At 73.4% G+C, this 24,937-nt stretch carries 29 protein-coding genes and 2 tRNA genes; 21 read left to right on the top strand and 10 right to left on the bottom strand.

Annotated features, from left to right (window positions below):
* Window positions 1-78 precede the first annotated feature (78 nt).
* The 3 genes from J3473_RS08525 (at window position 79) to J3473_RS08535 (ending at window position 4,085) form a co-directional block, all read left to right on the top strand.
* The gene (locus J3473_RS08525; protein ID WP_207022738.1) at window positions 79-1,845 is read left to right on the top strand and encodes a DEAD/DEAH box helicase; all 1,767 of its coding nucleotides are present in this window, start codon (window positions 79-81) and stop codon (window positions 1,843-1,845) included.
* Between the two features lie 2 nt (window positions 1,846-1,847).
* Window positions 1,848-2,132, top strand: a complete 285-nt coding sequence (locus tag J3473_RS08530; RefSeq protein WP_207022739.1) for a hypothetical protein — start codon at window positions 1,848-1,850, stop codon at window positions 2,130-2,132.
* Window positions 2,133-2,231: 99 nt separating this feature from the next.
* The gene (locus J3473_RS08535; protein ID WP_306790181.1) at window positions 2,232-4,085 is read left to right on the top strand and encodes a bifunctional UDP-sugar hydrolase/5'-nucleotidase; all 1,854 of its coding nucleotides are present in this window, start codon (window positions 2,232-2,234) and stop codon (window positions 4,083-4,085) included.
* A gap of 88 nt (window positions 4,086-4,173) precedes the next feature.
* Here the strand turns inward: J3473_RS08535 and J3473_RS08540 are convergent, their stop codons facing one another.
* Window positions 4,174-4,668 carry an Lrp/AsnC family transcriptional regulator gene (locus tag J3473_RS08540; protein ID WP_030527532.1) on the bottom strand — a complete coding sequence of 165 codons (495 nt, stop codon included), beginning with the start codon at window positions 4,666-4,668 and terminating at the stop codon, window positions 4,174-4,176.
* A gap of 107 nt (window positions 4,669-4,775) precedes the next feature.
* Between J3473_RS08540 and hppD the strand changes: the two genes are divergently transcribed.
* Window positions 4,776-6,014 carry a 4-hydroxyphenylpyruvate dioxygenase gene (hppD, locus tag J3473_RS08545; RefSeq protein WP_242525780.1) on the top strand — a complete coding sequence of 413 codons (1,239 nt, stop codon included), beginning with the start codon at window positions 4,776-4,778 and terminating at the stop codon, window positions 6,012-6,014.
* A 64-nt stretch (window positions 6,015-6,078) separates the two neighbouring features.
* Here hppD and J3473_RS08550 read toward each other — a convergent pair whose 3' ends face one another.
* Together J3473_RS08550 and J3473_RS08555 are read right to left on the bottom strand one after the other, a co-directional pair.
* Window positions 6,079-6,912, bottom strand: coding sequence for a DUF427 domain-containing protein (locus tag J3473_RS08550; protein WP_207022740.1), 834 nt, complete (start codon window positions 6,910-6,912; stop codon window positions 6,079-6,081).
* 54 nt (window positions 6,913-6,966) lie between these two features.
* Entirely contained in the window at window positions 6,967-8,466 is a 1,500-nt protein-coding gene (locus J3473_RS08555) for an amino acid permease (RefSeq protein WP_207022741.1), read from the bottom strand.
* Window positions 8,467-8,583: 117 nt separating this feature from the next.
* On the opposite strand from J3473_RS08555, the gene J3473_RS08560 reads away from it, so the two are divergent.
* Window positions 8,584-9,408, top strand: a complete 825-nt coding sequence (locus tag J3473_RS08560; RefSeq protein WP_030527528.1) for an RDD family protein — start codon at window positions 8,584-8,586, stop codon at window positions 9,406-9,408.
* Window positions 9,409-9,418: 10 nt separating this feature from the next.
* Here J3473_RS08560 and fahA read toward each other — a convergent pair whose 3' ends face one another.
* Both fahA and J3473_RS08570 read right to left on the bottom strand, forming a co-directional pair.
* The gene (gene fahA / locus J3473_RS08565; protein ID WP_207022742.1) at window positions 9,419-10,627 is read right to left on the bottom strand and encodes a fumarylacetoacetase; all 1,209 of its coding nucleotides are present in this window, start codon (window positions 10,625-10,627) and stop codon (window positions 9,419-9,421) included.
* Window positions 10,624-11,514 carry a hypothetical protein gene (locus J3473_RS08570; protein WP_207022743.1) on the bottom strand — a complete coding sequence of 297 codons (891 nt, stop codon included), beginning with the start codon at window positions 11,512-11,514 and terminating at the stop codon, window positions 10,624-10,626. The genes fahA and J3473_RS08570 overlap by 4 nt, the downstream gene beginning before the upstream one ends.
* 71 nt (window positions 11,515-11,585) lie before the next feature.
* Between J3473_RS08570 and J3473_RS08575 the strand changes: the two genes are divergently transcribed.
* A complete protein-coding gene (locus J3473_RS08575) occupies window positions 11,586-11,789 on the top strand; it encodes a hypothetical protein (protein WP_030527525.1) in 204 nt (67 codons plus the stop codon).
* A gap of 321 nt (window positions 11,790-12,110) precedes the next feature.
* Here the strand turns inward: J3473_RS08575 and J3473_RS08580 are convergent, their stop codons facing one another.
* The 3 genes from J3473_RS08580 to J3473_RS08590 are packed head-to-tail and all read right to left on the bottom strand — an operon-like array spanning window position 12,111 to window position 13,742.
* Window positions 12,111-13,199 carry a DNA polymerase IV gene (locus J3473_RS08580; RefSeq protein ID WP_207022744.1) on the bottom strand — a complete coding sequence of 363 codons (1,089 nt, stop codon included), beginning with the start codon at window positions 13,197-13,199 and terminating at the stop codon, window positions 12,111-12,113.
* Window positions 13,200-13,224: 25 nt separating this feature from the next.
* Window positions 13,225-13,386, bottom strand: coding sequence for a hypothetical protein (locus J3473_RS08585; RefSeq protein WP_157577414.1), 162 nt, complete (start codon window positions 13,384-13,386; stop codon window positions 13,225-13,227).
* Complete coding sequence (locus tag J3473_RS08590; RefSeq protein WP_207022745.1) at window positions 13,386-13,742, bottom strand: hypothetical protein; 357 nt, start codon at window positions 13,740-13,742, stop codon at window positions 13,386-13,388. Before J3473_RS08590 ends, J3473_RS08585 begins: the two co-directional genes overlap by 1 nt.
* Window positions 13,743-13,832: 90 nt before the next feature.
* Here J3473_RS08590 and J3473_RS08595 point away from each other — a divergent pair, with 90 nt between their 5' ends.
* From J3473_RS08595 to J3473_RS08655, 13 genes are all read left to right on the top strand, one after another.
* Complete coding sequence (locus tag J3473_RS08595; protein WP_207022746.1) at window positions 13,833-14,381, top strand: VanZ family protein; 549 nt, start codon at window positions 13,833-13,835, stop codon at window positions 14,379-14,381.
* A gap of 142 nt (window positions 14,382-14,523) precedes the next feature.
* On the top strand, window positions 14,524-15,762 hold the full coding sequence (locus J3473_RS08600) for a homogentisate 1,2-dioxygenase (RefSeq protein ID WP_207022747.1): 1,239 nt from the start codon (window positions 14,524-14,526) through the stop codon (window positions 15,760-15,762).
* 28 nt (window positions 15,763-15,790) lie between these two features.
* Entirely contained in the window at window positions 15,791-16,081 is a 291-nt protein-coding gene (clpS, locus tag J3473_RS08605) for an ATP-dependent Clp protease adapter ClpS (RefSeq protein WP_030527521.1), read from the top strand.
* On the top strand, window positions 16,081-16,680 hold the full coding sequence (locus J3473_RS08610) for a DUF2017 domain-containing protein (protein ID WP_207022748.1): 600 nt from the start codon (window positions 16,081-16,083) through the stop codon (window positions 16,678-16,680). Before clpS ends, J3473_RS08610 begins: the two co-directional genes overlap by 1 nt.
* A 108-nt stretch (window positions 16,681-16,788) precedes the next feature.
* Window positions 16,789-17,616 (top strand): glutamate racemase, encoded by an 828-nt coding sequence (murI, locus tag J3473_RS08615; protein WP_030527519.1) that lies wholly within the window; start codon window positions 16,789-16,791, stop codon window positions 17,614-17,616.
* Window positions 17,613-18,884 (top strand): MBL fold metallo-hydrolase, encoded by a 1,272-nt coding sequence (locus J3473_RS19735; protein WP_207022749.1) that lies wholly within the window; start codon window positions 17,613-17,615, stop codon window positions 18,882-18,884. The genes murI and J3473_RS19735 overlap by 4 nt, the downstream gene beginning before the upstream one ends.
* A 67-nt stretch (window positions 18,885-18,951) precedes the next feature.
* Window positions 18,952-19,698, top strand: coding sequence for a ribonuclease PH (rph, locus tag J3473_RS08625; RefSeq protein WP_030527517.1), 747 nt, complete (start codon window positions 18,952-18,954; stop codon window positions 19,696-19,698).
* Window positions 19,695-20,342 (top strand): RdgB/HAM1 family non-canonical purine NTP pyrophosphatase, encoded by a 648-nt coding sequence (rdgB, locus tag J3473_RS08630; protein ID WP_207022750.1) that lies wholly within the window; start codon window positions 19,695-19,697, stop codon window positions 20,340-20,342. Before rph ends, rdgB begins: the two co-directional genes overlap by 4 nt.
* 59 nt (window positions 20,343-20,401) lie before the next feature.
* Window positions 20,402-20,486: transfer RNA gene (locus tag J3473_RS08635), tRNA-Leu, on the top strand.
* A gap of 211 nt (window positions 20,487-20,697) precedes the next feature.
* The gene (locus tag J3473_RS08640; protein ID WP_207022751.1) at window positions 20,698-21,378 is read left to right on the top strand and encodes a snapalysin family zinc-dependent metalloprotease; all 681 of its coding nucleotides are present in this window, start codon (window positions 20,698-20,700) and stop codon (window positions 21,376-21,378) included.
* 145 nt (window positions 21,379-21,523) lie between these two features.
* On the top strand, window positions 21,524-22,006 hold the full coding sequence (gene bcp / locus J3473_RS08645) for a thioredoxin-dependent thiol peroxidase (RefSeq protein ID WP_030527514.1): 483 nt from the start codon (window positions 21,524-21,526) through the stop codon (window positions 22,004-22,006).
* Window positions 22,003-22,266, top strand: a complete 264-nt coding sequence (locus J3473_RS08650; RefSeq protein WP_030527513.1) for a DUF3618 domain-containing protein — start codon at window positions 22,003-22,005, stop codon at window positions 22,264-22,266. Before bcp ends, J3473_RS08650 begins: the two co-directional genes overlap by 4 nt.
* Window positions 22,267-22,309: 43 nt before the next feature.
* On the top strand, window positions 22,310-22,615 hold the full coding sequence (locus J3473_RS08655) for a co-chaperone GroES (protein WP_051750375.1): 306 nt from the start codon (window positions 22,310-22,312) through the stop codon (window positions 22,613-22,615).
* A 77-nt stretch (window positions 22,616-22,692) separates the two neighbouring features.
* On the opposite strand, the gene J3473_RS08660 is transcribed toward J3473_RS08655, so the two are convergent.
* Together J3473_RS08660 and J3473_RS08665 are read right to left on the bottom strand one after the other, a co-directional pair.
* Window positions 22,693-22,768: transfer RNA gene (locus J3473_RS08660), tRNA-Lys, on the bottom strand.
* A gap of 46 nt (window positions 22,769-22,814) precedes the next feature.
* The gene (locus J3473_RS08665; protein WP_207022752.1) at window positions 22,815-23,468 is read right to left on the bottom strand and encodes a copper resistance CopC family protein; all 654 of its coding nucleotides are present in this window, start codon (window positions 23,466-23,468) and stop codon (window positions 22,815-22,817) included.
* A 137-nt stretch (window positions 23,469-23,605) separates the two neighbouring features.
* On the opposite strand from J3473_RS08665, the gene J3473_RS08670 reads away from it, so the two are divergent.
* Window positions 23,606-24,214, top strand: a complete 609-nt coding sequence (locus J3473_RS08670; protein WP_207022753.1) for a hypothetical protein — start codon at window positions 23,606-23,608, stop codon at window positions 24,212-24,214.
* Between the two features lie 53 nt (window positions 24,215-24,267).
* Complete coding sequence (locus tag J3473_RS08675; protein WP_207022754.1) at window positions 24,268-24,882, top strand: hypothetical protein; 615 nt, start codon at window positions 24,268-24,270, stop codon at window positions 24,880-24,882.
* Window positions 24,883-24,937 lie beyond the last annotated feature (55 nt).

Below are 24,937 nucleotides of genomic sequence, written 5' to 3' on the forward strand. Positions count from 1 at the left end.
CACAGACCGAGGGCCCCGGCGCAATCCGCCGGGGCCTTCGGTGTGTCGTCCGGCGGCCGGTTATCGTGGCCGTCGCCCATGAGTACCTCTGCTGCCGGACACCTGCCCCCCGCCTATCCCGAGCGGGCCGCGTGGGGTACCGCGTCGAAGCTCCGCGCGTGGCAGGAGGAGGCCCTGGCCGCCTACCTGGCCCGCCAGGAGAAGGACTTCCTCGCGGTCGCGACGCCCGGCGCCGGCAAGACGACGTACGCGCTGCGGATCGCCACCGAGCTGCTCGACCGCGGCGTCATCCGGGCGGTCACCGTCGTCGCCCCGACCGAGCACCTCAAGACGCAGTGGGCCGATGCCGCGGGCCGGGTCGGCATCCAGCTCAACCCGTCGTTCTCCAACGGCGCCGGCGTGCAGTCGAGCGAGTACCACGGCGTGGCTCTGACGTACGCGCAGGTCGCGGCCAACCCGGGGCTGCACAAGCGGCGCACGGAGGCCGAGCCGACGCTCGTCATCCTCGACGAGATCCACCACGGCGGCGACGCCCGCTCGTGGGGCGACGGCATCCGCGAGGCGTTCACGCCGGCCACGCGGCGCCTCTCGCTGACCGGGACGCCGTTCCGCTCCGACACCAACCCGATCCCGTTCGTGCGCTACGAGATGGACGCCGCGGGCATCCTGCGCTCGGGGTCGGACTACACCTACGGCTACGCGGCCGCGCTCCGCGACGGTGTCGTGCGCCCGGTCCTCTTCCTCGCCTACGGCGGCGCGATGCGCTGGCGCACCAAGGCCGGCGACGAGGTCGCGGCCCGGCTCGGGGAGCCCCTGACCAAGGACATCACCGCGCACGCGTGGCGCACCGCGCTCGACCCCAAGGGCGAGTGGATCCCGGCGGTGCTCAGCGCCGCCGACAAGCGCCTGTCCGAGGTGCGCCGGCACGTGCCGGACGCCGGCGGCCTCGTCATCGCCTCCAACCAGAACGCGGCTCGCGCGTACGCACGCATCCTCACGGACATCACCGGCGAGAAGACCACCGTCGTGCTCTCCGACGACGCGGGCGCGAGCTCACGGATCGAGGAGTTCAGCCAGAGCGAGGCGCGCTGGATGGTCGCGGTCCGGATGGTCTCCGAGGGCGTCGACGTCCCGCGCCTGGCCGTCGGCGTCTACGCCACCTCGACCTCGACCCCGCTGTTCTTCGCCCAGGCCGTCGGTCGCTTCGTCCGGGCCCGTCGTCGCGGTGAGACGGCGTCGGTGTTCCTGCCGTCGGTGCCGATCATCCTCCAGCTCGCCGCGACGATGGAGGAGGAGCGCGACCACGCCCTCAACCGCCCGAGCAGCGACGAGGACGAGGCGTCGCTGTGGGCCGAGGAGGAGGGGATGCTCGCCGCCGCCAACCGGACCGAGAAGACCCTCGGCCTCGACGAGTCCCGCTTCGAGGCGCTGGAGTCCGACGCGCACTTCGACCACGTGCTCTTCGACGCCAAGCAGTTCGGCCTGCACGCCGAGGTCGGCTCCGAGGAGGAGCAGGACTACCTCGGCCTCCCGGGGCTGCTCGAGCCGGACCAGGTGGCGATGCTCCTCCACGAGCGCCAGGCCAAGCAGGCCAAGGGGAGCTCGGCCCGGCCGCAGCCCGCGCAGGGGCCGACGCCGGTGGCCCAGCACCGCGCCCTCGCCGCGCAGCGCAAGGAGCTCAACAAGCTCGTCGCGGCGTACTCGAGCAAGACCGGGGCCCCGCACGCCAACGTCCACATGGAGCTGCGCCGGGCCTGCGGTGGTCCGGAGCTCGCGTCCGCGACGAGCGAGCAGGTCACCGAGCGGATCGCGAAGATCCGCAACTGGTTCGTCGGCCGCCGCTGACGATGGCCGCGGCCGACCTCGAGCTGCGCATCGCCCTGCTGCGGGTGGGGTTGGTCCTCGGTGCCGTCGCCGAGGCCGGTTTCCTCATGTGGGGGGCCGTCGCGGTGCCGGAGCACGGGTGGTTCGCCGGAGTGGCGCTCGCCGTCCTGGCGGTCGTCCTCCTCGTGGTGGGAGGCCGGCGACGAGCCGCGTCGGCAGGCGAGCGTGGTACCTGGCTCATCGCGCTCGGCGGCCTCTGCGTCGGGGCGACGCCCTTCGTGGCGGCAGTGGTCGGCAACGCCACCTGAGGACGACACCGGGCGTTCACCGGATGCTCGGCGCATCCTGAGAGAACGGCCACGCCCTCGTCGCGCACCGGCCGCCCGGACGGGCTAACGTGCCGCCCCGTGACCGACAACACTTCTGCATCCCGCCGTCAGCTGCTCACCATGGCCGTCGTCGGTGGCGCCGGCCTCTGGGCGGCCCCATCGGCCTCCGCCGACCCCCACCACGGGCACGGCCACGACCACGACCACCACCACGGCGGCAAGACCTTCCGCCTCACCGTGCTCGGCACGACCGACCTGCACGGCAACGTCTTCAACTGGAACTACTTCGCCAACGCGGCCTACTCCGACAAGGCCGGCAACCAGATCGGCATCGCGAAGGCCGCGACGCTCATCAAGGCGATGCGCGCCGAGCGCGGCGCGAGCACCTGCCTGACGCTCGACGCGGGCGACACCATCCAGGGCACGCCGCTCGCGTACTACTACGCGAAGATCGACCCGATCACCGGCGGCTCCAAGCACCCGATGGCCCTCGCGATGAACGCCGTCGGCTACGACGCGGCCGCCCTCGGCAACCACGAGTACAACTACGGCCTCGACACGCTGAGGGCCTTCCAGAAGCAGTGCCGCTTCCCGCTCCTGTCGGCGAACTCGGTCGACTGGAACACCGGCCGGCCGGTCTTCCCGCCGTACGTCCTCAAGCGGGTCAAGGTCAAGGGCGGCAAGGACATCACGGTCGGCATCCTCGGCCTCGTCACGCCCGGCGTCGCGATCTGGGACAAGGCCAACGTCGAGGGCAAGGTGAAGTTCCCCGGCATCGTCGAGCAGGCGAAGGTGATGGTCCCGCGCCTGAAGCGGATGGGCGCCGACGTCGTCGTCGTGTCCTGCCACTCCGGCCCGGTCCCCGGCTCGAGCTACGGCGACGCCCTGCCCTACCCCGAGAACGCGAGCACCCAGCTGGCCGAGGAGGTCCCCGGCATCGACGCGGTCCTCGTCGGCCACGCCCACCTCGAGGTCCCGCAGAAGCTCGTGAAGAACAAGGTCACCGGGCGGGACGTGCTCCTCAGCGAGCCGTACTACTGGGGCATGCGCGTCTCGGTCATGGACCTCGACCTCTGCTTCGAGCGCGGCCGCTGGTCGGTGCGCTCGTCCTCGGCGACGCTGCTCAACGCGAACACCGTCCCCGAGGACGCCAAGATCGCGGCCCTCGTCCGTCCCGCGCACGAGAAGGTCCTCGCGTACGTCAACGGCGTCATCGGCACCTGCACCGAGGCGATGTCGGCCGCGACGTCCCGCTACGAGGACACCGCCGCGATGGACTTCATCAACCTCGTCCAGGGGCAGGCCGTCAAGGATGCCCTCGTCGGCACCCCGCAGGCCGACCTTCCGGTGCTCTCGATCGCCGCGCCGTTCAACAAGGACGCCGCCATCCCGGCGGGCGAGGTGACCGTGCGCGACGTCGCGGGGCTGTACATCTTCGACAACACGCTGCTCGGCATCACGCTGACCGGTGCGCAGGTCAAGGCCTACCTCGAGCAGTCGGCGGCGTACTTCCAGCAGGTCACCTCGGCCGGCCCGTTCACCCCGGAGCAGGTGACGAACGCGAAGACGCCGACCGCGCCGAACGGCACGCCCGACTACAACTACGACATCATGGGCGGCCTCGACGCACCCCTGACCTACGAGATCGACATCGCCAAGGACCCGGGCTCGCGGATCACGAACCTCCAGTACGCCGGCGCCCCGATCGACCCGGCGCAGGAGTTCGTCATCGCGATCAACAACTACCGCCAGTCCGGCGGTGGTGGCTTCCCCGGCGTCACGACGGCCCCGGTCGTCGACAACCGGCAGGTCGAGATCCGGCAGCTGCTCATCGACTGGGTGACCGCCAACCAGCAGATCGACCCGCCGAGCTTCGCCTCCACCGACTGGCGCCTCGTCGCGAACGGCACGCCGGTGGTCATCACTGCCTGAGCTCCGCCCCGCACCCCGGGCGGGGCCTCCACCCCGTCGAGTGAACAGAACACGCCGTGCCCGACCCCTCGGGCACGGCGTGTCCTGTTCACTCGACGGTCGAGCGGGTGGCCGCCGTCGCGACGAGCGGGCCGGTGCGGTGGGGGAGGTGGGTCACGAGGCAGATGGCCGTGTTGGCCCGCAGCACGTGGACGTCGTCGATGATCTCGTCGATGACCCGGCCGAGGTCGGCGTTGTCGCGGGCCGCCACCCGCACCACGAGGTCGCCGACGCCGGTGATCGAGTGGATCTCGAGCACCTCGGGGATGGCCGCGAGGTGCGCGACGACCGGCTCGTGGCCCTGCCGCTGGCTGATCTCGAGCGTACAGAACGCGGTGACCGGGTACCCGAGGGCGTCGGGGTCGACCTGCGGGGCGAAGCTGCGGATCACCCCGCGCTCCTGCAGCCGGTCCAGGCGCGCCTGCACCGTGCCGCGCGCCACCCCGAGCCGGCGGGAGGCGCCGAGCACGCCGACGTGCGGGTCCTCGGTGAAGAGGGCGATGATCCGGGCGTCGAGGGCGTCCACCCCGTCCTTGTTGGCCATGGTCACATCGTCCAGCAGGAAGGGGTGCCGAGGCAACAGCATGCACATCGTGTGCACCGTGTCGGCGAGAGGTTGCACATCCCGACCAGCGCCCCGACAGTGGCGGGATGACTGACACGACGACGACGTCCGCCAGCCGCCTCGACCGCACCGACCAGGAGCGCGCGGCCGAGCTCGACCTCGAGCAGCTCAAGCAGCTCGTGGGCCTGGTCGACTACGACGAGAGCACCGACCCGTTCCCGGTCACCGGCTGGGACGCCATCGTCTTCGTCGTCGGCAACGCGACGCAGACCGCGCACTACTACCAGAGCGCGTGGGGCATGGAGCTCGTCGGCTACACCGGCCCCGAGAACGGCACCCGCGACCACAAGGCGTTCGTCCTCAAGTCCGGCTCGATCCGCTTCGTCGTCAAGGGCGCGGTCACCCCCGACAGCCCGCTCATCGAGCACCACGCGAAGCACGGCGACGGCGTCGTCGACATCTCCCTCGAGGTGCCGGACGTCGACAAGTGCGTCGAGCAGGCCCGTCGCGCCGGCGCGACCGTCCTCCAGGAGCCCGAGGACCTCACCGACGAGCACGGCACCGTGCGCGTCGCGGCCATCGCGACCTACGGCGAGACGCGGCACAGCCTCGTCCAGCGAGTCGTCGACGGCACGACCTACGCCGGCCCGTACCTGCCCGGTTACGTCGCCGCCTCCTCCACCTTCGTCAAGCGCGACGGCGCCCCGAAGCGCCTCTTCCAGGCCCTCGACCACATCGTCGGCAACGTCGAGCTCGGCAAGATGGACGAGTGGGTCGGCTTCTACAACAAGGTCATGGGCTTCGTGAACATGGCCGAGTTCATCGGTGACGACATCGCCACCGACTACTCGGCGCTCATGTCCAAGGTCGTCGCCAACGGCAACCACCGCGTGAAGTTCCCGCTCAACGAGCCGGCGATCGCGAAGAAGAAGAGCCAGATCGACGAGTACCTCGAGTTCTACGCCGGCCCCGGTGCGCAGCACCTCGCGCTCGCGACGAACGACATCCTGCGCACCGTCGACGAGCTGCGCAAGGAGGGCGTCGAGTTCCTCGACACCCCGGACGCCTACTACGACGACCCCGAGATGCGCGAGCGCATCGGTGAGGTCCGCGTGCCGATCGAGGAGCTGAAGTCCCGCAAGATCCTCGTCGACCGCGACGAGGACGGCTACCTCCTCCAGATCTTCACCAAGCCGCTCGGCGACCGGCCGACCGTCTTCTTCGAGATCATCGAGCGCCACGGCTCGCTCGGCTTCGGCAAGGGCAACTTCAAGGCGCTCTTCGAGTCCATCGAGCGCGAGCAGGACAAGCGCGGCAACCTCTGACGCGCGACCACTGGGGCACGCTCGACGCCGCCGGATTCCGAGGGGGTCCGGCGGCGTCGCCGTGTCAGGAGCGCTCCTGGTCCGCGGGGGAGGACCAGGGGGTGACGGGCCGCGGGACGGGCACGCCGTCGACGACGAGGTCGGTGCGCTCGGCGTAGAAGCAGACGAGGTCGCGCAGCGCCGCGACCTCGGGCAGCGGGTCGGGGTAGGACCAGGCGACGTCCTCGACCTCGGGCCGCCCCTCGCGCGCCGGGAGCGACCAGTAACAAGCGTCCCCCTTGTACGCGCAGGTCGTCGTCGACGCGCTCGGCACGAGCAGGTCGAGCCGCACGTCCTCCGCCGGGACGTACCAGCGCGCGGGGATGTGGGTCTCGTGCACGGCCGTCGCGCGGTGGGTGTCGGCGAGGACGACACCGTCGACGGCGACGACGACGTGCCGGTCGGCCGCGAGGAGGTCGATGCGCTTGAAGGGGTCGTGCGGGTGGCCGGTGACCGCGGTGGCCTCCTCGACCCAGTCGAAGGGCGCCCACTCGACGACGACCCGCCCGCCGAGGTCGGGGTCATCGGGGGCGAAGGCGCTGTCCGCGAGCCGCGTCCGCCCCACGACGAGGTCGAAGGAGCGCCCCGGTGTCGTGTGCCGGCCGAAGTTCACCGGGCCGAGCACCGGGGGGAGCGGGTCGGGCACGGGGGTCGGGGGCCGCGGGTCGAGCGTGGCCATGAGGTCCTCGGGCGGGACGGCGTACATCGGCACGACGCGGCGCGGCTCCCAGACGAGCGCGGCGTCGACGCTGTCGAGCACGGGGACGCCGTCGAGGGTCGCGCGCACGCGTCGGTCGACCGGCTCCCACAGCAGCCCGGAGTGCAGGGACATCAGGTGGGTGCCGAGCCGGAGCGCCATCCCCCGATGGTGCGCCGGGGCACGTCATCGGTCAACGGCGCGACGCCCGCTCGATCAGGCCGCGGAGTCGGCGCGTGCGTTGAGCCGGGCGTGCTTGCGGCCGTAGAGGAAGTACACGAGGAACCCGAGCACCATCCAGACCGCGAAGCGCAGCCAGGTCTCGACCGACAGGTTCGTCATGAGGTAGACGCAGGCCAGGGCCGACAGGGCCGGCACGACCGGCGAGAACGGCGTGCGGAAGGGCCTGGGGAGGTCCGGCTTGGTCCGGCGCAGCACCGGCACGGCGATCGAGACGATGACGAACGCGAACAGGGTGCCGATCGAGACGAGGTCGGCGAGGGCGGTGAGCGGCACGAACCCGGCGAGCACCGCGACGAGGACGATCGTCATCATCGTGATCTTCCACGGCGTGCCCCACTTCGGGTGGACCTCGGCGACCGAGCGGGGGATGAGGCCGTCGCGGCCCATCGAGAAGCCGATCCGGCCCATCGCGACGATGTCGACGAGGATGACCGACGTCAGGCCCGCCACGGCGGCGATCGAGACGAGGACGGACGCCCATCCGGCTCCCACCGCCTCGAACGCGCTGGCGATGGGCGCGCCCTCGTTGAGCTGCGAGAAGGGGACCATCCCGGTGATGACGAAGGAGACGCCGACGTAGAGCAGCGTGCAGATGCCGAGCGTCCCGAGCAGGCCGAGCGGCAGGTCGCGGCTCGGCTTCTTCGTCTCCTCGCCGAGGTTGGCGACGGCCTCGAACCCGGTGTACGCGAAGAAGACCACGGCCGCTGCGGTGAGGACGCCGGCGAAGCCGAAGGCCGTCGGCTCGATGCCGAAGAGCGCCTGGCTGACCGGCTGCTTGAGCCCCGAGGTGCCCTCCTTCACCGGCTGAGCCGGCGGGATGAACGGCGTGAGGTTTGCGGCCTTGACGTAGAACGCGCCGGCGATGATGACGAAGACGCAGACGGCGACCTTGACGACGACGAGCGTGTTGGTCACGCGGGCGCTCTCGCGGATGCCGACGACGGCGACGACGCCGAGGAGCAGGACGATGGCGATGGCGCCGAGGTTGGCGACCGACTCCTCGCCGAAGATCGAGGTCGGCAGGTCGAACAGCTCCTGCGCGTAGCCGGACCATCCGCGCGCGACCACGGCTGCGCCGAGGGCGAACTCGAGGATGAGGTCCCAGCCGATGATCCACGCGAACACCTCGCCGATCGTCGCGTAGGCGTACGTGTAGGCGGAGCCGGCCGTGGGGACGGCGGAGGCGAGCTCGGAGTAGCAGAGGGCCGCGAGCAGGCTGACGGCCCCGGCGATGACGAACGAGATGACGACGCCCGGGCCCGCGTGGTTCTTGGCCTCGATCCCGGTCAGGGTGAAGATCCCCGTGCCGATGACGATGCCGATGCCGAAGCCCATGAGGCTGAACGGGCCGAGGCGTCGGTTCAGCCGGCCCGGGCCCTGGGTGTCGCCGCCGCCCTCGCCCTCCGGGCCACCGGCCTGCGCCAGGACGTCCTCGACGGGCTTGGTGCGCAGGACGGAGTGGTCGTCGCTCATCCGGCGACCCTACGACCGGTAGGGGAGCGGCGGCGCGATGCGTCCACGGACGTTGCGAGCCCGTCCCGGGAGGGCCGCGCACGAGGGCGTCCGGGGCCGCGTGCGATCCTTGGGCGCATGACGACGCCGAGCGCCCCCGGCTGGTACGAGGACCCCGACGACGCGACCCGCCTGCGGTACTTCGACGGCATCGTGTGGAGCAGCCACACCACCCCGCGCCACGCCCAGCCCGCCGCCCCCGCCGTGAACGCTCCCGTTGACCCGGCATCCACCGCCGCGCCGGGCGCGCCGGCCGGTCCCGCCGACCCCCGGACCCAGGGCACCCCGTGGGGCGGCGCCCCGCAGCAGCCGTGGGGGCAGCCCCCGGCGCAGCACCCCCACTGGCAGCAGGCCCCGGTCGACCGCGCGCTGCGGATGCCCGACGGCGACGTCGTCGCCGAGTGGTGGCGCCGCCTGCTGGCCTGGGTCGTCGACTCGCTGCTGACCGGCCTCCTCGCGGGTCTCGCGTCCCTCCCGCTCATGGGCTCCTACCTCGACGCCGTGCGCGACTGGCTCCAGGCGTCCGCCAACGGCGAGAACCCCGACTTCTCCGTGCCGCTCAACGCGTTCGCCGAGATCGCGCTGCCGATCGGGCTCATCCAGATCGGCGTCGGCCTGGTGTACTCGACCCTCTTCCTCGTCTGGCGCTCCGCGACACCGGGCAAGATGCTGCTCGGCACCATCGTCCGCCCCACGGCAGGGCGTGCGCGGATCGGCGTGGGGGTCGCCCTGCGCCGTCAGTCCCTGGGCGTCGTCAGCGACCTGCTCCAGCTCAACCCGCTCGTCAACGTCGCGGGCATCGTCCTGTCGGTCGTCGACCCGGGGTGGTTGATCCGCGACCCGCGCCGCCAGGCCCTGCACGACAAGGTCGCCGACACCGTCGTCGTGCTCCGGAAGCGCTGACCTCCGCGGGTCAGCGGGCGGGCCGCACCGTCCCGGTGCACTCACCGAACCCGATGACCGTCCCGTCGGGACCGGGCGCGGTGGCCCGCAGCGTCACCGTGTCGCCGTCCTCGAGGAAGGTGCGCTCACTGCCGTCGTCGAGGGTGACCGGCTCCTGCCCGCTCCAGGTCAGCTCGAGGAAGCACCCGCGGGTCTCCTTTGCCGGACCCGAGATCGTGCCGGAGCCGAAGAGGTCGCCCGGACGGACGCTCGCGCCGTTGACGCTCAGGTGCGCGAGCATCTGGGCCGGCGACCAGTACATGTCGCGGAACTCGGGCCGCGAGACGACCGTGCCGTTCCAGTCGACCTCGACGTGGACGTCGAGACCGTACGCGCCGTCACCCGCGAGGTAGGGCAGCGGCTGCGGGTCCTGCCCGGGCAGCGGCACGCGCGCGGCGCGCAGGGCGTCGGTGGTCACGACCCACGGGCTGATGCTCGTCGCGAAGGACTTGCCGAGGAACGGGCCGAGGGGCACGTACTCCCAGGCCTGGAGGTCCCGCGCCGACCAGTCGTTGAGGAGCACGACCCCGAACAGGTGCTCGTCGGCGTCCGGGAGGTCGACGCGGTCGCCGAGGGCGGTCGAGCCGCCGACGACGAAGCCGAGCTCGGCCTCGATGTCGAGGCGGACGCTCGGGCCGAAGGTCGGGGCGTCGTCGGCCGGGGCCTTGCGCTGCCCGGTGGGCCGCACGACGTCGGTCCCGGAGACGACGACGGTGCCGGCGCGCCCGTGGTACCCGATCGGCAGGTGCTTCCAGTTGGGCGTCAGCGGAGCCGAGTCCGGCCGGAAGATGCGTCCGACGTTCGTCGCGTGGTGCTCGCTGGCGTAGAAGTCGACGTAGTCGGCGACCGCGAACGGCAGGTGCATCGTCACGTCGGACACGGGGAGGAGGTGGGGCTCGACGGTGTCGCGGTACTCGTCGTTGGTCAGCTGCTCGGTCAGCCACTCACGGGCCGCGGTCCACGCCGGCCGGCCCTCGGCGAGGAAGGCGTCGAGGGACCCGCCGCGCCACACGGCGGCGGACTCCATCCCGGCCTGCTCGGCGCAGGCGACGAGGTCGAGCACCTGCTCGCCGACGCGGACCCCGACGCGGCGCTCGCCGTCGGGGCCGGTGGAGAAGACGCCGTAGGGCAGGTTGTGCAGGCCGAAGGGGTGGTCGGCGGGCAGGTCGAGCCAGGTCATGGCGCGGGGTCCTCTCCGGGGGTGGGGTGGTCGGTCGCGGCGAGGCCGAGCGTGGCGAGCTCGCCGAGGGGGTCGGTGACGGTGCAGCAGCCGTAGGCGGTGAACGCGGCGCGGACCCGACGGGTGGTCGAGCCCGGCCAGGCGAGGACCAGGTCGGCGAGGGCGTGGCCGTCGCGCACGTCGAGCAGGGCGGCGACCTCGGCGACCGGTGCGCCCTCGAGCGCCGCGGCGGTGGCCACGAGGACGTCGAGGACGCCGTGGTTCTCCTCGTCGGTCCCGCCGACCGCGTAGGTCCCGCGGACGGCGTGGTGCAGGCCGCCGGTCAGCTTGAACGGCACCCGCACGGAGGTGGCGGCGACGAGGAAGCCTGCCAGCTCGTGCTCGTCCGGCCAGGGCCACGTCGGCGTCGGGCCGGAGCGGAACTTCGCGACGACCGCGTCACCCTCGGCGACGGCTGCCCGGACGTCGGCCAGCGCCGCGTCGCGGGCGTCGGGCTCGCGCGGCACCTCGAGCGCGAGCGGCAGGTCGCCGGGCAGGTCGAGGCGGCGCCATCGGTCGGTCCAGCCCAGCTCGGCGCCGCGCACGTCGACGCGGGGGTCGGCGCCGAGGACGGCGAGACCCTCGCGCAGCGCAGCCGGGTCGGTGCCGGGCCGGGCGACGACGCCGAGGTCGAGGGGGCCGCGCCCGGTCCACCGGCCGGCGTCGAGCGCGTCGAGCAGCTCGGGGGCGGACGACGCCGGCACGAGCAGCGGCCCGACGCATCCGCCGTAGGGCGCGGCTCGGTGCGTGGCGTGGGCCGAGACCGCCTCGGGCAGAGGGCTGTTGCCGGGCGGGAAGACCGCGGCGTCGTCGACGAGGGCGCGCAGGACCTCCGGCGTCGTCGACATGCTGTCCAACCTATCGCGGACATCGGGAGCCTCCGCGCCTCCGGTGGGGCAGTGGCGGTTAGCGTCGACCCATGGGACGAGACGACGAGCAGAGCGACGGCCAGGTGTCCGAGGTGCAGAAGATGGACGGCGAGGACGCCGGCACGCCGATCAGCGACGACCAGTCGGTCAACGCCCAGCCCGACGGCGAGTCGGGCGAGGTCCAGGAGGGCCCGGCCGGCCCCAACGCCTGGGTCCCCGGCGACGACGGCACCGAGCCGGCGCACGGCAACTGACCTCCCCGGTCCGCGCGCCGACCTGAGTCGCCGCCCGGCGGGCCGGAGGTTCCGCGTCATCACGGCGATGACCCGGATGCTCCCTGATGACGCGGATGCATCCCCGACCACGAGGAAGTTCCGCGCCGTCACCGTGGTGACGCGGACGTTCCGGAGCCCACGCGACGTGGATCGGACAGCGACAACCCCGCACGTGCGGGCTTTTCGTGGTCGTCGGGCCACTCGGACAGCGACAACCCCGCACGTGCGGGCTTTTCGTGGTCGCGGGGCTGTTCGGACAGCGATAACCCCGCACGTGCGGGATGAGCGGGGGCGCGGGAGTCAGACGCGGCCGCGGACCGGCGTGCGCTCGACGTCGCCACCCTCCTCGGGCATCGTCATCTCCGCGCGGACCCCCAGCAGCCGGACCTCCCGATCCTCCTCGAGGTGGTCGGCCAGCAGCCCCTGCACCGCCGCGTGCACCGGCCCCGGCTCGGACGTCGTCGTCGGCAGCTTGCGGCTGCGGTTGACCGTGAAGAACGGCGCGTAGCGGATCTTCAGCCCGATGCGCACGACCGGTCGGCCCTCCCGCCCGACGTCTTTCAGCACCTGGTCGGTCAGCACCCGCACGGCCTCACGCACCTCGTCGCCCGTCACGAGGTTCGACTGGTAGGTCGTCTCGCGGCTGTGGCCACGGGCGACCCACGGGGTGTCGTCGACCTCGGCCGAGCCCTCGCCGCGTCCGAGCGAGCCGTACCAGGCGCCCATCCTTGGCCCGAACTCACCGACCAGCACCTCGGGGGACGCGGCGGCCAGCTCGGACACGGTGCGGATGCCGTGCGTCGCCAGCCGGGCCGAGACACGCGCGCCGACGCCCCAGAGGTCGGCCGTTGGACGATGGCCCATCACCTCGACCCAGTTCGCGGCGGTCAGGCGGAAGACCCCCTGCGGCTTGCCGAAGTCGGTCGCGATCTTCGCGCGGACCCGGGTGTCGCCGATGCCGACCGAGCAGTGCAGCGAGGTCCGCCCGAGCACAGCTGCCTGGATGTCGCGGGCCAGCGCCTCGGGGTCGTCGGTGTCACCGCCGACGAAGCCCTCGTCCCAGCCGAGCACCTCGACGACGAGCCCGAGGTCGCGCACCGCGGCGAAGACCTCCTCCGACGCGGCGAGGTAGTGCGGGCCGTCGACCGGCAGGAAGACCGCGTCCGGCGCCTTGCGGGCGGCGACGCGCAGCGGCATCCCCGAGCGCACTCCGCGCTCGCGCGCCTCGTACGAGGCCGTGGAGACGACGGCCCGCTCGGTGGGGTCGCCGCGGCCGCCGACGACGACCTCGCGCCCGGCGAGCTCGGGCCGGCGCAGGACCTCGACCGCGGCGATGAACTGGTCGAGGTCGACGTGCAGCACGAAGGGGAAGGCGCGAGCCGTGGTCACCGCCCCCTCGGTGCCGTGGCGGCGCTCAGCGGCCGGTGTCCTCGGGCAGCGGGGTGCGGGCGGCGTCCTCGACGCGCGTGTCCTCGCGGGTGCCGCGGCGGCGGGCGTCCTTGACGAGCGCACGGGCGAGCCGCACCGTCGAGGACGGCAGCCGGGCCATGTTGCTCGGGCCGGTCGTCGCGGTCATCACGCCTCCTCCTGCTCGGTGCCCCCATCATCCCTCGCCGGGAGGGCGAGGTCCACCTCCTCGGACCCGGTGGTTCCCTCGTCGATCTGCTGGCCGAGCCGGATGCGCGCGATCCGGCGGGCGAGCTCGCGGTCCTCGTCGCTGCCGAGGTCGGACTCGATGAGGTCGGCGAGCAGCTCGTCGCCGATCTGCTGCTCGGCCTCGGTCTCGGCCGTGACCAGCGCGATGGCCTGGTCGAGCCGCTGGCGCCACTCGCCGCGGGCGTCCTGGCGCTGCCCGCGCAGCGCGACCCACGCCGCGCCGGCCGCGCCGACGAGGGCGCCGGCGAAGGAGAGCAGCGGGACGAGCCAGGTCATCGCCCCATCATGAGGGCCGCCACCGACGCCCCGCCCGACGCGCCGGACCGGGTGCGGCCCTCGCCGACCGGAGCGCGCCAGCATCCTGGGGTGACCCTCCTGCGCATCGTCCTTCGCCAGGAGGCGATCCAGGCCCTGCTGCTCCTCGCCCTGGTCGCCTCGGTGGCGGCGGGTCTGCTCGCGCGCCGTGCCGGGCGGGACGTCGTCGCGTGGACCGGGACGGTCGCCGCGGTCGGCGTCGTCGTCGCCCTCACGCAGGCCCCGGTCGGGCCGCCGGCCCCAGTCCGCTCCCTCGACGTGTGCTGGAGCACGACGCCCCTGACGTCGATCGGGCGTGACCTGGTCTCGACCCAGGGGCTCGCCAACGTGCTGCTGTTCGTCCCGCTGGGTGTCTTCGTCCACCGTCTCGTGGGATCGGCGTGGTGGGTGGTCGCCGGGGGAGCTGCGCTCTCCGTGCTCATCGAGCTCGCCCAAGCACTGCAGGGAGGGCACGACTGCACGCCCACCGACGTCGTGGCGAACACCGTCGGCACCGCCTGCGGCGTCGTCGTCCACCTGGTCGTCGTCCGCGTCGTGCTTCGACTACGGCGGGAGGAGACCGCCGACGGACTGCACAACGTGTCCGGGCCCTCCCGCTGAGCGCTGGGCAGATGTGGCCACTGTGCCCCGCACCGACCGGGCAGACGTGCCGGTGGCCGGTGACGGGCCCTAGGGTGGGCGGAGCAGGCCGGACCGGCCCCGAACCACAGCGACCCGAACCACAGTGAGGTGGACGACAACCGTGGCGCACTACCAGGCGATGGGCAGCATCCCCCCGAAGCGGCACACGCAGCACCGCCGCCCGGCCGGGCGCGGCCGGAAGGGTGAGCTGTACTACGAGGAGCTCATGGGGGAGGAGGGCTTCAGCTCGGACTCGAGCCTGCTCTACCACCGCAACATCCCCTCGACGGTGTCGGGCGCCCGCGTCTGGGACCTGCCCGACCAGTCGACGACGCCCAACCACCCGCTGACCCCGCGCCACCTGCGCCTGCACGACCTCTTCGCCCCGAAGGACGTCAAGGAGACCGACGCGGTCACCGGACGGCGCCTCGTGCTCGGCAACGGCGACGTGCGCATCTCGTACGTCGTCGCCGGGGCCGACAGCCCCTGGTACCGCAACGGCGTCGGTGACGAGTGCGTCTACGTCGAGCGCGGGTCGGGCCGCGTCGAGACGGTCTTCGGGGCGTTCGACGTCGCCGAGGGTGACTACCTCGTCATCCCGCGGGCGACCACGCACCGGTGGCTGCCCAAGCGCTCGACGAAGAACCCGCTGCGGCTGTACTGCATCGAGGCCAACAGCCACATCGCCCCGCCGAAGCGCTACCTCAGCCGCTACGGCCAGCTCCTCGAGCACGCCCCGTACTGCGAGCGCGACCTGCGCGGCCCGCAGGGCCCGCTGCTCGCCGAGGACGTGGGCGCGAAGGCCACCGACCCCGCCGAGGTCTACATCAAGCACCGCGGCACCGGCCCGGGCGGCATCGTCGGCACGGTGCACGAGCTGCCCTTCCACCCGCTCGACGTCGTCGGCTGGGACGGCTGCCTCTACCCGTACGCGTTCAACATCCGCGACTACGAGCCCATCACCGGCCGCGTCCACCAGCCACCGCCCGTGCACCAGGTGTTCGAGGGCTGGAACTTCGTCATCTGCAACTTCGTGCCGCGCAAGGTCGACTACCACCCGCTCGCCATCCCCGTGCCGTACTACCACTCGAACGTCGACAGCGACGAGATCATGTTCTACGTCGACGGCGACTACGAGGCGCGCAAGGGATCGGGCATCGGCAAGGGCTCGGTGTCGGTGCACCCCGGCGGCCACGCCCACGGCCCGCAGCCCGGCGCCTCCGAGGCGTCCATCGGCGCGGAGTACTTCGACGAGCTCGCCGTCATGGTCGACACCTTCCGCCCGCTCGACCTCGGCGAGGGCGGCCTCGCCGTCGACGACGGGGTCTACGCGGGGTCCTGGGACCGCGGTCGCGGCTGACCGCGCGGCGGTCCCTATCCTTGGGGCCGTGTCGCTGTCACCCGTCACCGAGGAGGTCGTCCGCCCGGCGGAGGACCTCGCGGCCGACGTCCCCTGGGTGACCATCGTCTGGAACGACCCGGTCAACCTCATGTCGTACGTCACCTACGTGCTCCAGGAGCACTTCGGGTACGGCCGGGCCAAGGCCGAGAAGCTGATGATGCTCGTCCACACCGAGGGCCGCGCGGTCGTCGCCAACGGCACCCGCGAGGCGATGGAGGCCGACACCGAGGCCCTCCACGGCTACGGGCTGTGGGCCACCTTCCAGAAGGACAGCTGATGGCGAAGGCGTTCCGCCGCACCGGTCGCGGCGCGGACCGGCGCTACGTGGCGACCCTCGGCGTGGGGGAGCGCGACGTCGTCGCGACCGTCATGGACCAGGTGCACGACCTCCTCGAGCCGCCGGCGCCGCCGGACACCGGGGACGCCGCCTTCGACGACCTCGTCGCCGGCCTCGACCTCGGCGCCGAGCCCGCCTCTTCCACCGTCGACGAGGGCCCGCGCGACCCCGCCCTCGACCGCCTGCTGCCCGCGGCGAACCGCGAGGACCCCGAGGCCGCCGCCGAGTTCCGCCGGCTCACCGAGGGCGGCCTGCGCCACCGCAAGGCGAGCGCGCTCGCGGCCTCCGCCGAGCTGCTGCGCGGCACCGACCGGGTCGAGCTCGACGCCCCGCAGGCCCGCGCGTTCCTCACCGCGCTGACCGACGTCCGGCTCGTCCTCGGTGAGCGCCTCGGGCTGCGCACCGACGAGGACCTCGAGGTGATGGAGCAGATGGCGACCTCGCTCGACGAGGACGACCCGCTGCTGCACGCGCTCGCGCTCTACGACTTCCTCACGTGGCTCCAGGAGACCCTCGCCGAGGCGCTGCTGCGCCGCTGAGCCCGGTGCTCCACAGCGTCTGCCAGGCGACGCGGGCCTCGACGGTGTGACGCGCCCGACCGCCCGCCGGGGGAGACCGCGTCGGCGTCGCCACCTACGCTGGGTCGGGTGACCGACTCACCGATCGGGGTGTTCGACTCCGGCTACGGCGGCCTGACCGTCATGCGGGCGATCCTCGACCAGCTGCCCCACGAGTCGGTGGCGTACTTCGGCGACACCGCCCGCGCGCCGTACGGTCCGCGCCCCATCGCCGAGACGCGCGAGTACGCCCTCCAGTGCCTCGACCGGCTCGTCGACCACGGCGTCAAGGTCCTCGTCATCGCGTGCAACACCGCGTCGGCCGCGGTCCTCCACGACGCCCGCGAGCGGTACGACGTGCCGGTCGTCGAGGTCATCCGGCCCGCGGTGCGCCGCGCCGCCGCCGGCACCCGCAGCGGCCGCGTCGCCGTCATCTCGACCCTCGGCACGCACCAGTCGGGCGCCTACCTCGACGCGTTCGCCGCGGCGCCCCACCTGCGGGTCACGAGCACGCCGTGCCCGCGCTTCGTCGAGTTCGTCGAGGCCGGCGTCACCGGCGGTCCCGAGCTCGTCGGTGTCGCGCACGAGTACCTCGACCCGCTGCGCGAGGAGGGCGTCGACACGGTCGTCCTTGGCTGCACGCACTACCCGCTGCTGACCGGCGTCATCTCCTACGTCATGGGGGATGACGTGACGCTCGTGTCCTCCGCCGAGGAGACCGCCAAGGACGTCTACCGCGTTCTCGCCGACCGCGGCCTCCTGCGCCCGGACGACCTGCCGCCGCCGAGCCACGGCTTCACGACGACGGGTGACCCCGAGGAGTTCCGCCGGCTGGCGGTGCGCTTCCTTGGCGTCGGGTCGAGCGTCGAGCCGGTCTTCCCGTCGCCGCCCCTGGTCCGCCGGGCGGTGTTCGCGTGAGGCTCACCGTCATCGGGTGCTCCGGCTCGTTCCCCGGCCCCGAGTCCGCGGCCTCCTGCTACCTCGTCGAGGCCGAGCACGAGGGGCGCACGTGGCGCATCCTGCTCGACCTCGGCAGCGGCGCGCTCGGGCCGCTCCAGCGCCACGCCGACCCGACGTCGCTCGACGCCGTCCTCGTCAGCCACCTCCACCCGGACCACTGCGCCGACCTGCTCGGCCTCTACGTCGTCCGGCGCTACCGCCCCGAGGGTCCCCTGCCCGCCCGGCTGCCGGTCCACGGGCCCGCGGCCACCGGCGAGCGCCTGGCGATGATGTACCACGGGCTCGAGCCGGGCGGGATGGACGGCGAGTTCGCGGTCGCGCCGGTGCGCGACGGTGAGGCGTTCGAGGTCGGCCCGTTCCGGGTCACCCCGACGGCCGTCGAGCACCCGGTCGAGGCCTACGGCTACCGGGTCGAGGCCGACGGTGCGGTGCTCGCGTTCAGCGGCGACACCGACGACTGCCCGGGCCTGGACCGGCTGCTCGCCGGCGCCGACCTCGCGCTGCTCGACTCCGCCTTCGTCGACGGGCGCGACGACGCCCGCGGCATCCACCTGTCCGGGTCGCGCGCGGCCGCCGCGGCGCTGCGGGCCGGTGGGGTGCGCCGGCTCGTCCTCACCCACGTCCCGGCGTGGAACGACCGGGACGTCTGCCGCGCGCAGGCCGAGGCGGTGTGGGGCGGGCCCGTCGAGGTCGCGCGGGCGGGCGACGTGCTCGAGGTCGGCACGGACGTGCCGCCGGCGGTCGTCCTCGACCGTGCCGCCGCCCACCGGATGCTCGAGCAGTACCGCGCCAGCGTGCCGGGGCTGCCCCCGCAGGACGACGTCGACGTGTCGTGGTTCGGTGACTCACCGGGGCTCGCCGACGAGCTGCTCGCCTTCGTCACCGGCGGGACCAAGCGCGCGACGGCCGGTCTCGTCGCCGAGTACGCCCACGCGGGCGAGCGCCTGCCGCGGGTCGGGGACCACTGGGTCGTCTGCGACGGCAGCGGCGCCCCGTCGGTGGTCCTGCGCACCACCGAGCTGCGGGTCGGCCCGCTGTCGAGCGTCGACGAGCGGTTCGCGTGGGACGAGGGGGAGTACGACCGGTCGCTGGAGACCTGGCTCGACGGGCACCGCCGGTTCTTCCGCCGGTCGTGCGAGCGCATCGGCATCGAGTTCTCCGACGACCTCGAGGTGTGCTTCGAGCGCTTCCGCGTCGTCTGGCCGCCGGAGCACGCCGACTCCTGAGGCCGTGACGTCGTCCGGCCCGGGGCCGGGCCGCGGCGAGGTCCGGACCCGCCGATAGCCTGAGCGCATGACGCGACACGACGGACGGACCGCCGACCAGCTGCGCACGGTGCGCATCACCCGCAACTGGCTCGACCACGCCGAGGGGAGCGTCCTCGTCGAGTTCGGCCGCACCCGCGTGCTGTGCGCCGCCTCCTTCACCGAGGGCGTCCCGCGCTGGCTCAAGGGCAAGGGCACCGGCTGGGTCACCGCCGAGTACGAGATGCTCCCGCGCTCGACCAACACCCGCAGCGACCGCGAGTCGCGCCGCGGCAAGGTCGGCGGCCGCACCCACGAGATCAGCCGGCTCGTCGGCCGCAGCCTGCGCGCGGTCATCGACACCGCCGCGCTCGGCGAGAACACCATCGTCCTCGACTGCGACGTCCTCCAGGCCGACGGCGGCACGCGCACCGCCGCGATCACGGGCGCCTACGTCGCGCTCGCCGACGCCGTCGCCGACGCGCGCGCCAAGGGGCTCATCGCCGCCGGCGCCGAGCCGCTCACCGGGTCGATCGCCGCCGTGAGCGTCGGCGTCGTCAAGGGCGAGCCGGTGCTGGACCTGGACTACCCCGAGGACTCCACCGCCGAGACCGACATGAACGTCGTGATGACCGGCGACGGCCGCTTCGTCGAGGTGCAGGGCACCGCCGAGGGGGTGCCCTTCGACCGCGAGCTGCTCGGCCGCCTCCTCGACCTCGCGACGACCGGGTGCGCCGAGCTGACCCGGGCCCAGTCCGCGGCGCTCGACGCCCCGGCCCGCGAGCGCGTGCTGTGACCCGCCGCGTCGTCCTCGCCACCCGCAACGAGCACAAGGTCCACGAGCTGCGGCAGATCCTCGCCGGGCTCGTCGACGAGCTCGACCTCGAGATCGTCTCGGCCGCGGAGGTCGACGGCCCCGACGTCCCCGAGACCGAGGTGACCTTCCTCGGCAACGCGCGCCTCAAGGCCGTCGCGCTCGCCGAGGCCACCGGCCTGACGTCGGTCGCCGACGACTCGGGCCTCGCGGTCGACGTCCTCGGCGGCTCGCCCGGTGTGTTCTCGGCCCGCTGGTCCGGCACGCACGCGGGCGAGGGGGCGGCGCGCGCGGAGGTCGACCGCGCCAACCTGTCGCTGCTGCTCGAGCAGGTGGCCGACGTGCCCGACGAGCACCGGTCGGCCGCCTTCGTGTGCGCGGCCGTCGTCGCGATGCCCGACGGCCGGGTCGAGGGTGTCGAGGGACGCGTCGAGGGCGCCATCGTCCGGGCGCCACGCGGCACGAACGGCTTCGGGTACGACCCGGTCTTCGTGCCGACCGGTGACACCCGGACGCTCGCCGAGTACACCGACGTCGAGAAGAACGCGATCTCGCACCGCGGCAACGCCTTCCGGGCGCTCGAGCCGGTCCTGCGCGGCCTGCTGGCCGCCGACGGCCCCGCCTGATCCCGGCAGCGGCAGGGCGCCCCGACGGCGGTCGGGGGCGCCGATACAGTGGTGCCCGCGCGCGAGTGGCGGAACTGGCAGACGCGCCAGATTTAGGTTCTGGTGCCTTCGGGTGTGCGGGTTCGAGTCCCGCCTCGCGCACCACGCTCCTCGTCCCAACCGGGGGTCAAGACCGCCCCGGAGACACGCCCGGGTCGGGTCAAGGCCCCCCTACGGGACCTCAAAGAGTCGGTCAGGTTGGTCCGGTCGCGTTGCGACAGAGCCCGACCCGTGATGACGGTGGAGGTCGGGCCCCTCGCGGGCCCTGTCAGAGCACCGGCCACCCCCGGTGCAGCCGACCCCTCAGGAGCACACCGTGAAGCACCGCACCACCGTCATCGGCGTCCTGGCCGCGACCGCGGCCCTGGCCCTCGGCCCCGTCGCCGCGGCCGACACCCGGCCCGCGCCGGCGCCCTCGACCGGCGGCACCTCCGGATACACCCCGAGCCCCGCCGACGACGCACAGAACGCCCGCCTGCAGGCCATCGTCGACCGGGCCCTCGAGCGGCGCGAGAACGACGAGCGCAAGGGCATCAGCGACCGCGTCGCGGCCACGGTCGTCTACTACTCGACGAGCGGTGCCCCGTCGTTCCGGACCGAGATCTCGCAGTCCGCGCAGATCTGGAACTCCTCGGTGGGCAACGTGACGCTGCAGCCGACCTCGAGCGGCGCCGACCTCGTCTACCGCGAGGGCAACGACCCGCGCGGCTCCTACGCGCAGGTCTACGGCCCGGGCAGCGGCTCCGTCTTCCTCGACTACGCGCAGAACCAGACCTACGACAGCCTGCGCGTCACCGCGCACGAGACCGGGCACATCCTCGGCCTGCCGGACAACTACTCCGGCCCGTGCAGCGAGCTGATGTCCGGCGGTGGCCCCGGCCCCTCGTGCACGAACCCGTACCCCAACGCCCAGGAGTCCGCCGAGGTCGACGCGGTCTTCGGCGGCGGGTTCGCGGTGCCCGGCCTCGCGGCGGCGGCCTTCGCCCCGACGCGCTGACCCCGACCCCGCTCCCGCCCACCGCGTCGACCCGGCGCGGTGGGCGGTGGCGGGTGGTCCACGCGGCTCTCCTCGACGGCGGAGCGCTACGGCGCGGTAGGTTGGCCGCAACGGACCCGTTCCCCCACCCGCAGGAGTGCAGGACATGAGCGCGAGGCTCGAGGCCGGCGACGCCGCCCCCGACTTCACCCTTCCCGACGACACGGGGAAGGACGTGACCCTGAGCGACCTGCGCGGCCGCAAGGTCATCGTCTACTTCTACCCGGCGGCCATGACCCCCGGCTGCACGAAGCAGGCCTGCGACTTCAGCGAGTCCCTCGACTCCCTCGCCGCCGACGGCTACACCGTGCTCGGCATCTCGCCCGACGCACCGGCCAAGCTCGCGCGCTTCCGCGAGCGGGACGCCCTGACCCTCACCCTCCTGTCGGACGCCGACAAGGCCGTCATGACCGCCTGGGGCGCCTTCGGCGAGAAGAAGCTCTACGGCAAGGTCGTGCAGGGCGTCATCCGCAGCACGGTCGTCCTCGACGAGGAGGGCACCGTCACCCACGCCTGGTACAACGTCAAGGCCACGGGACACGTCGCCAAGCTGCGACGCGACCTGGGGCTCGAGGGAGCGACCCGATGAGCCAGACCCCGTCGATCAGCCAGCTCGAGGCCGAGGTCGTCGCCCGCCGCGAGCGCCTCGCCCACACCGTCGACGAGCTCGTCGGCCGCGCGACCCCCAAGGCGATCTTCCAACGTCAGAAGGAGGCCGCCCGAGCCCGCTTCGCCGACGTCGCCACCACCCCCGAGGGGGAGCTGCGGGTCGAGCGCCTCGCGGCCGTCGTCGCGGTCGTCGCCGTCGTCGGCGGTCTCGTCGCCTGGCGGCAGCTCCGCAAGCGCTGACGTGTCCGCTGCGTCCGGCGGCCGGTCGCGGCTGCCCATCCGGATGCTCCACGACCGGGTGCTCGTGAGCCTCGAGGGCGAGGCGGGGGAGCGGCGCTCCGGTGGGGGCATCGTCATCCCGGCGACCGCGAACGTCGGCAAGCGGCTGTCGTGGGGAGCGGTCGTCGCGACCGGCCCGGGCGTCCGTCACGTCGAGCTCGGCGACCGGGTGCTGTTCGACCCCGAGGACCGCGCGGAGGTCGAGCTCGGCGCGGCGGAGTACGTGCTCCTGCGCGAGCGGGACCTGCACGCCGTCGCGGCCGAGCCCGCCGAGCCGACGGCGGAGGGCGGCCCCGGCCTCTACCTGTGACCGCGGTGGTCGAGCGCCGACCGGTCGCCGCACGACGAAGGCCCCCCGGTGACCCGGGGGGCCTTCGTCGTCGTGCGTGGTGCGCCATCAGGGACTCGAACCCCGAACCCGCTGATTAAGAGTCAGCTGCTCTGCCAATTGAGCTAATGGCGCGCGTCGGAGACATTAGCAGCCCCCGTGCGTCGGAGCGAAATCGACCTCAGGCGACCGGGTCGGAGGGGCCGTCCGCCCTTCCGCGACCACCCCGGGCGAGCAGCACGCCCCCGCCGACGAGGAGCAGGAGGAGCACGACGAGGCCGACCGGCAGGATCCACCCGGTGCCACCGGACGAGGTCTCGCCGGCCGCGACGTCCGTGGCGCTCGGGGAGGGGCTGGCGGTGCCGGTCGGCGTGGCGCTCGACGACGCGGACCCCGTCGGCGACGTGCTCGGCGTCGGTGCGGCGGAGGCGGCCTCCTGCGTCGTCGTGAAGGTGAGCGAGCCCGAGACCGGGTGGCCGTCGACGCTCACGACCCTGTAGGTGACCTCGTGCTCGCCGGCGGGGAGGTCGGCGGGCAGGGCCTGGGTCACCGTCGAGCCGTCGACCGTCGGGGCGCCGTCGGCCTCGTCACCACCGGGGCCCTCGACCTTGACCTGGAGGAACTCCTCGTTGACGTCCTCGCTGAAGGTCATCGTCACCGCGTCCGCGGTCTCCACGCTCGCGCCGTCCTCGGGGGAGGTCTTCAGCAGCTGCGCGTGCATCGGGAGCGCGCTCGCGCTGCTCGCGAAGGTCGGCAGGGCGGAGGCCACCAGCCCGATCGTCACGAGGGCGACGAGGAGGACGGTGACGACGACGGACGCCTTGCGGGAGAACATGGCGACCAGTCTCCCAGACCGTGCTGCGGGGGACCGAGAGGCCCGGACCCGTGCGGCTCCGGGCCCCTGGGCCCTGCCGCCGGAGCCGCGGGTGTGCGAGCGTGGCCGCCGACAGCCGCCGAGCGAAGAGGACCGGGATGGAGCAGTCGCAGGCCCGACGAGGCCCGCGCACCTGGGTGGTCGTCGCGTCGACCCTCGGCGCCGTGGTGGTGGCGGCACTGGTCTTCGTCGCCGGGGTGGTGGTGGGGGTGGTGATCTCGGACCGGGCACCGGCGACGACCTCGCAGGACGCGACCGCCGGCTCCGCTCCCGGTGGGGAGGCGGAGGCCGGAGGTGGTCTGGACCCCTGCCTCGTCGGGCGGTGGCAGACCACCGAGCACTCCGAGAGCGCCGAGACCGAGCAGGGTCGGCTGACGATCTCGGGGGTGGACCGGACGCTCGACATCACCCGCGACGGGGTCGAGACGGTGACCTACGGGACCCGCCCCGCGAGGGCCGTCACGGACGGGGGCGAGGCCGAGGTGACGTACGCCGGCACCGTCGTCTACGGCGTCACGACCTCCGGCGACACGATGGCGTTCACGCTGCGCTCGGCCGACGGGAGCATCACCGTGGGCGGCGCGGGGACCGAGCCGCGCACCGAGGACCTGAAGCCGGGGACGGGGTCGGTGACCTTCACCTGCTCGGGCGACCGCTTCACCCAGGAGGCCACCGGGTACCGGTCGGTCATGCGGCGGGTGTCCTGACCGGTCGCGGGGCACCGGCCCCGGGGGCGACGGTCCGTGGCTATCCTCGGCGCATGGCGACGGGGGGGCGCGCGGTCCGCGGGGCGGCTGCCGGCACGGCCGCGCTCGTCCTCGTGGTCGGGTCGTCGGGGTGCTCGTCGGACGAGCCGTTCGCCGGCTCGGACATCCGGCCGACCGCGTCCCCGTCGGCGACGGTGACGCCGGTCCCGAGCCGCCCGGTCGGCAGCCGCGAGGTCACCGGGCGCGGGTGGACGATGGCCGTGCCGGGTCAGTGGGAGGAGCGGCGGCGCACGGTGTCGTCCGGCGAGGTCGCCCGCTGGAGCGAGCCGGCATCGGCGGGAAGCACGCGGGTGGCGGTGTCCGTCGTCGTCGAGACCGAGCCGACGACGAGCCTGCTCGAGCAGAGCTACCGCCTCGAGCAGCGGCTGCGCGAGAACGACCTCCGCCCGCAGCGCTCGACCGTCCCGGGGGCGGACCCCGCGCGCCCCGGGGTCCTCGTCCAGTGGACCGAGAACTCGCGGGGTGACGAGCAGCGCCGCGAGGTCTGGCAGCTGTTCCTCGCGGGGCCGGGGACGAGCATCGTCAACGTCGTGGGCTTCGCTCCCGAGGACGGCTTCGGCGCCTCCCGGGTCCCCGAGGTCATGGGCACGGTCGAGGTCCAGCGGTGAGGACCGGCTGGGCCCACGGGCCCTCGCGCCGCGTCCCGCCCCTCGGCGACCATGG

It is taken from the genome of Phycicoccus sp. DTK01, from assembly GCF_017312765.1.
GTDB classification, from domain to species: domain Bacteria; phylum Actinomycetota; class Actinomycetes; order Actinomycetales; family Dermatophilaceae; genus Phycicoccus; species Phycicoccus jejuensis.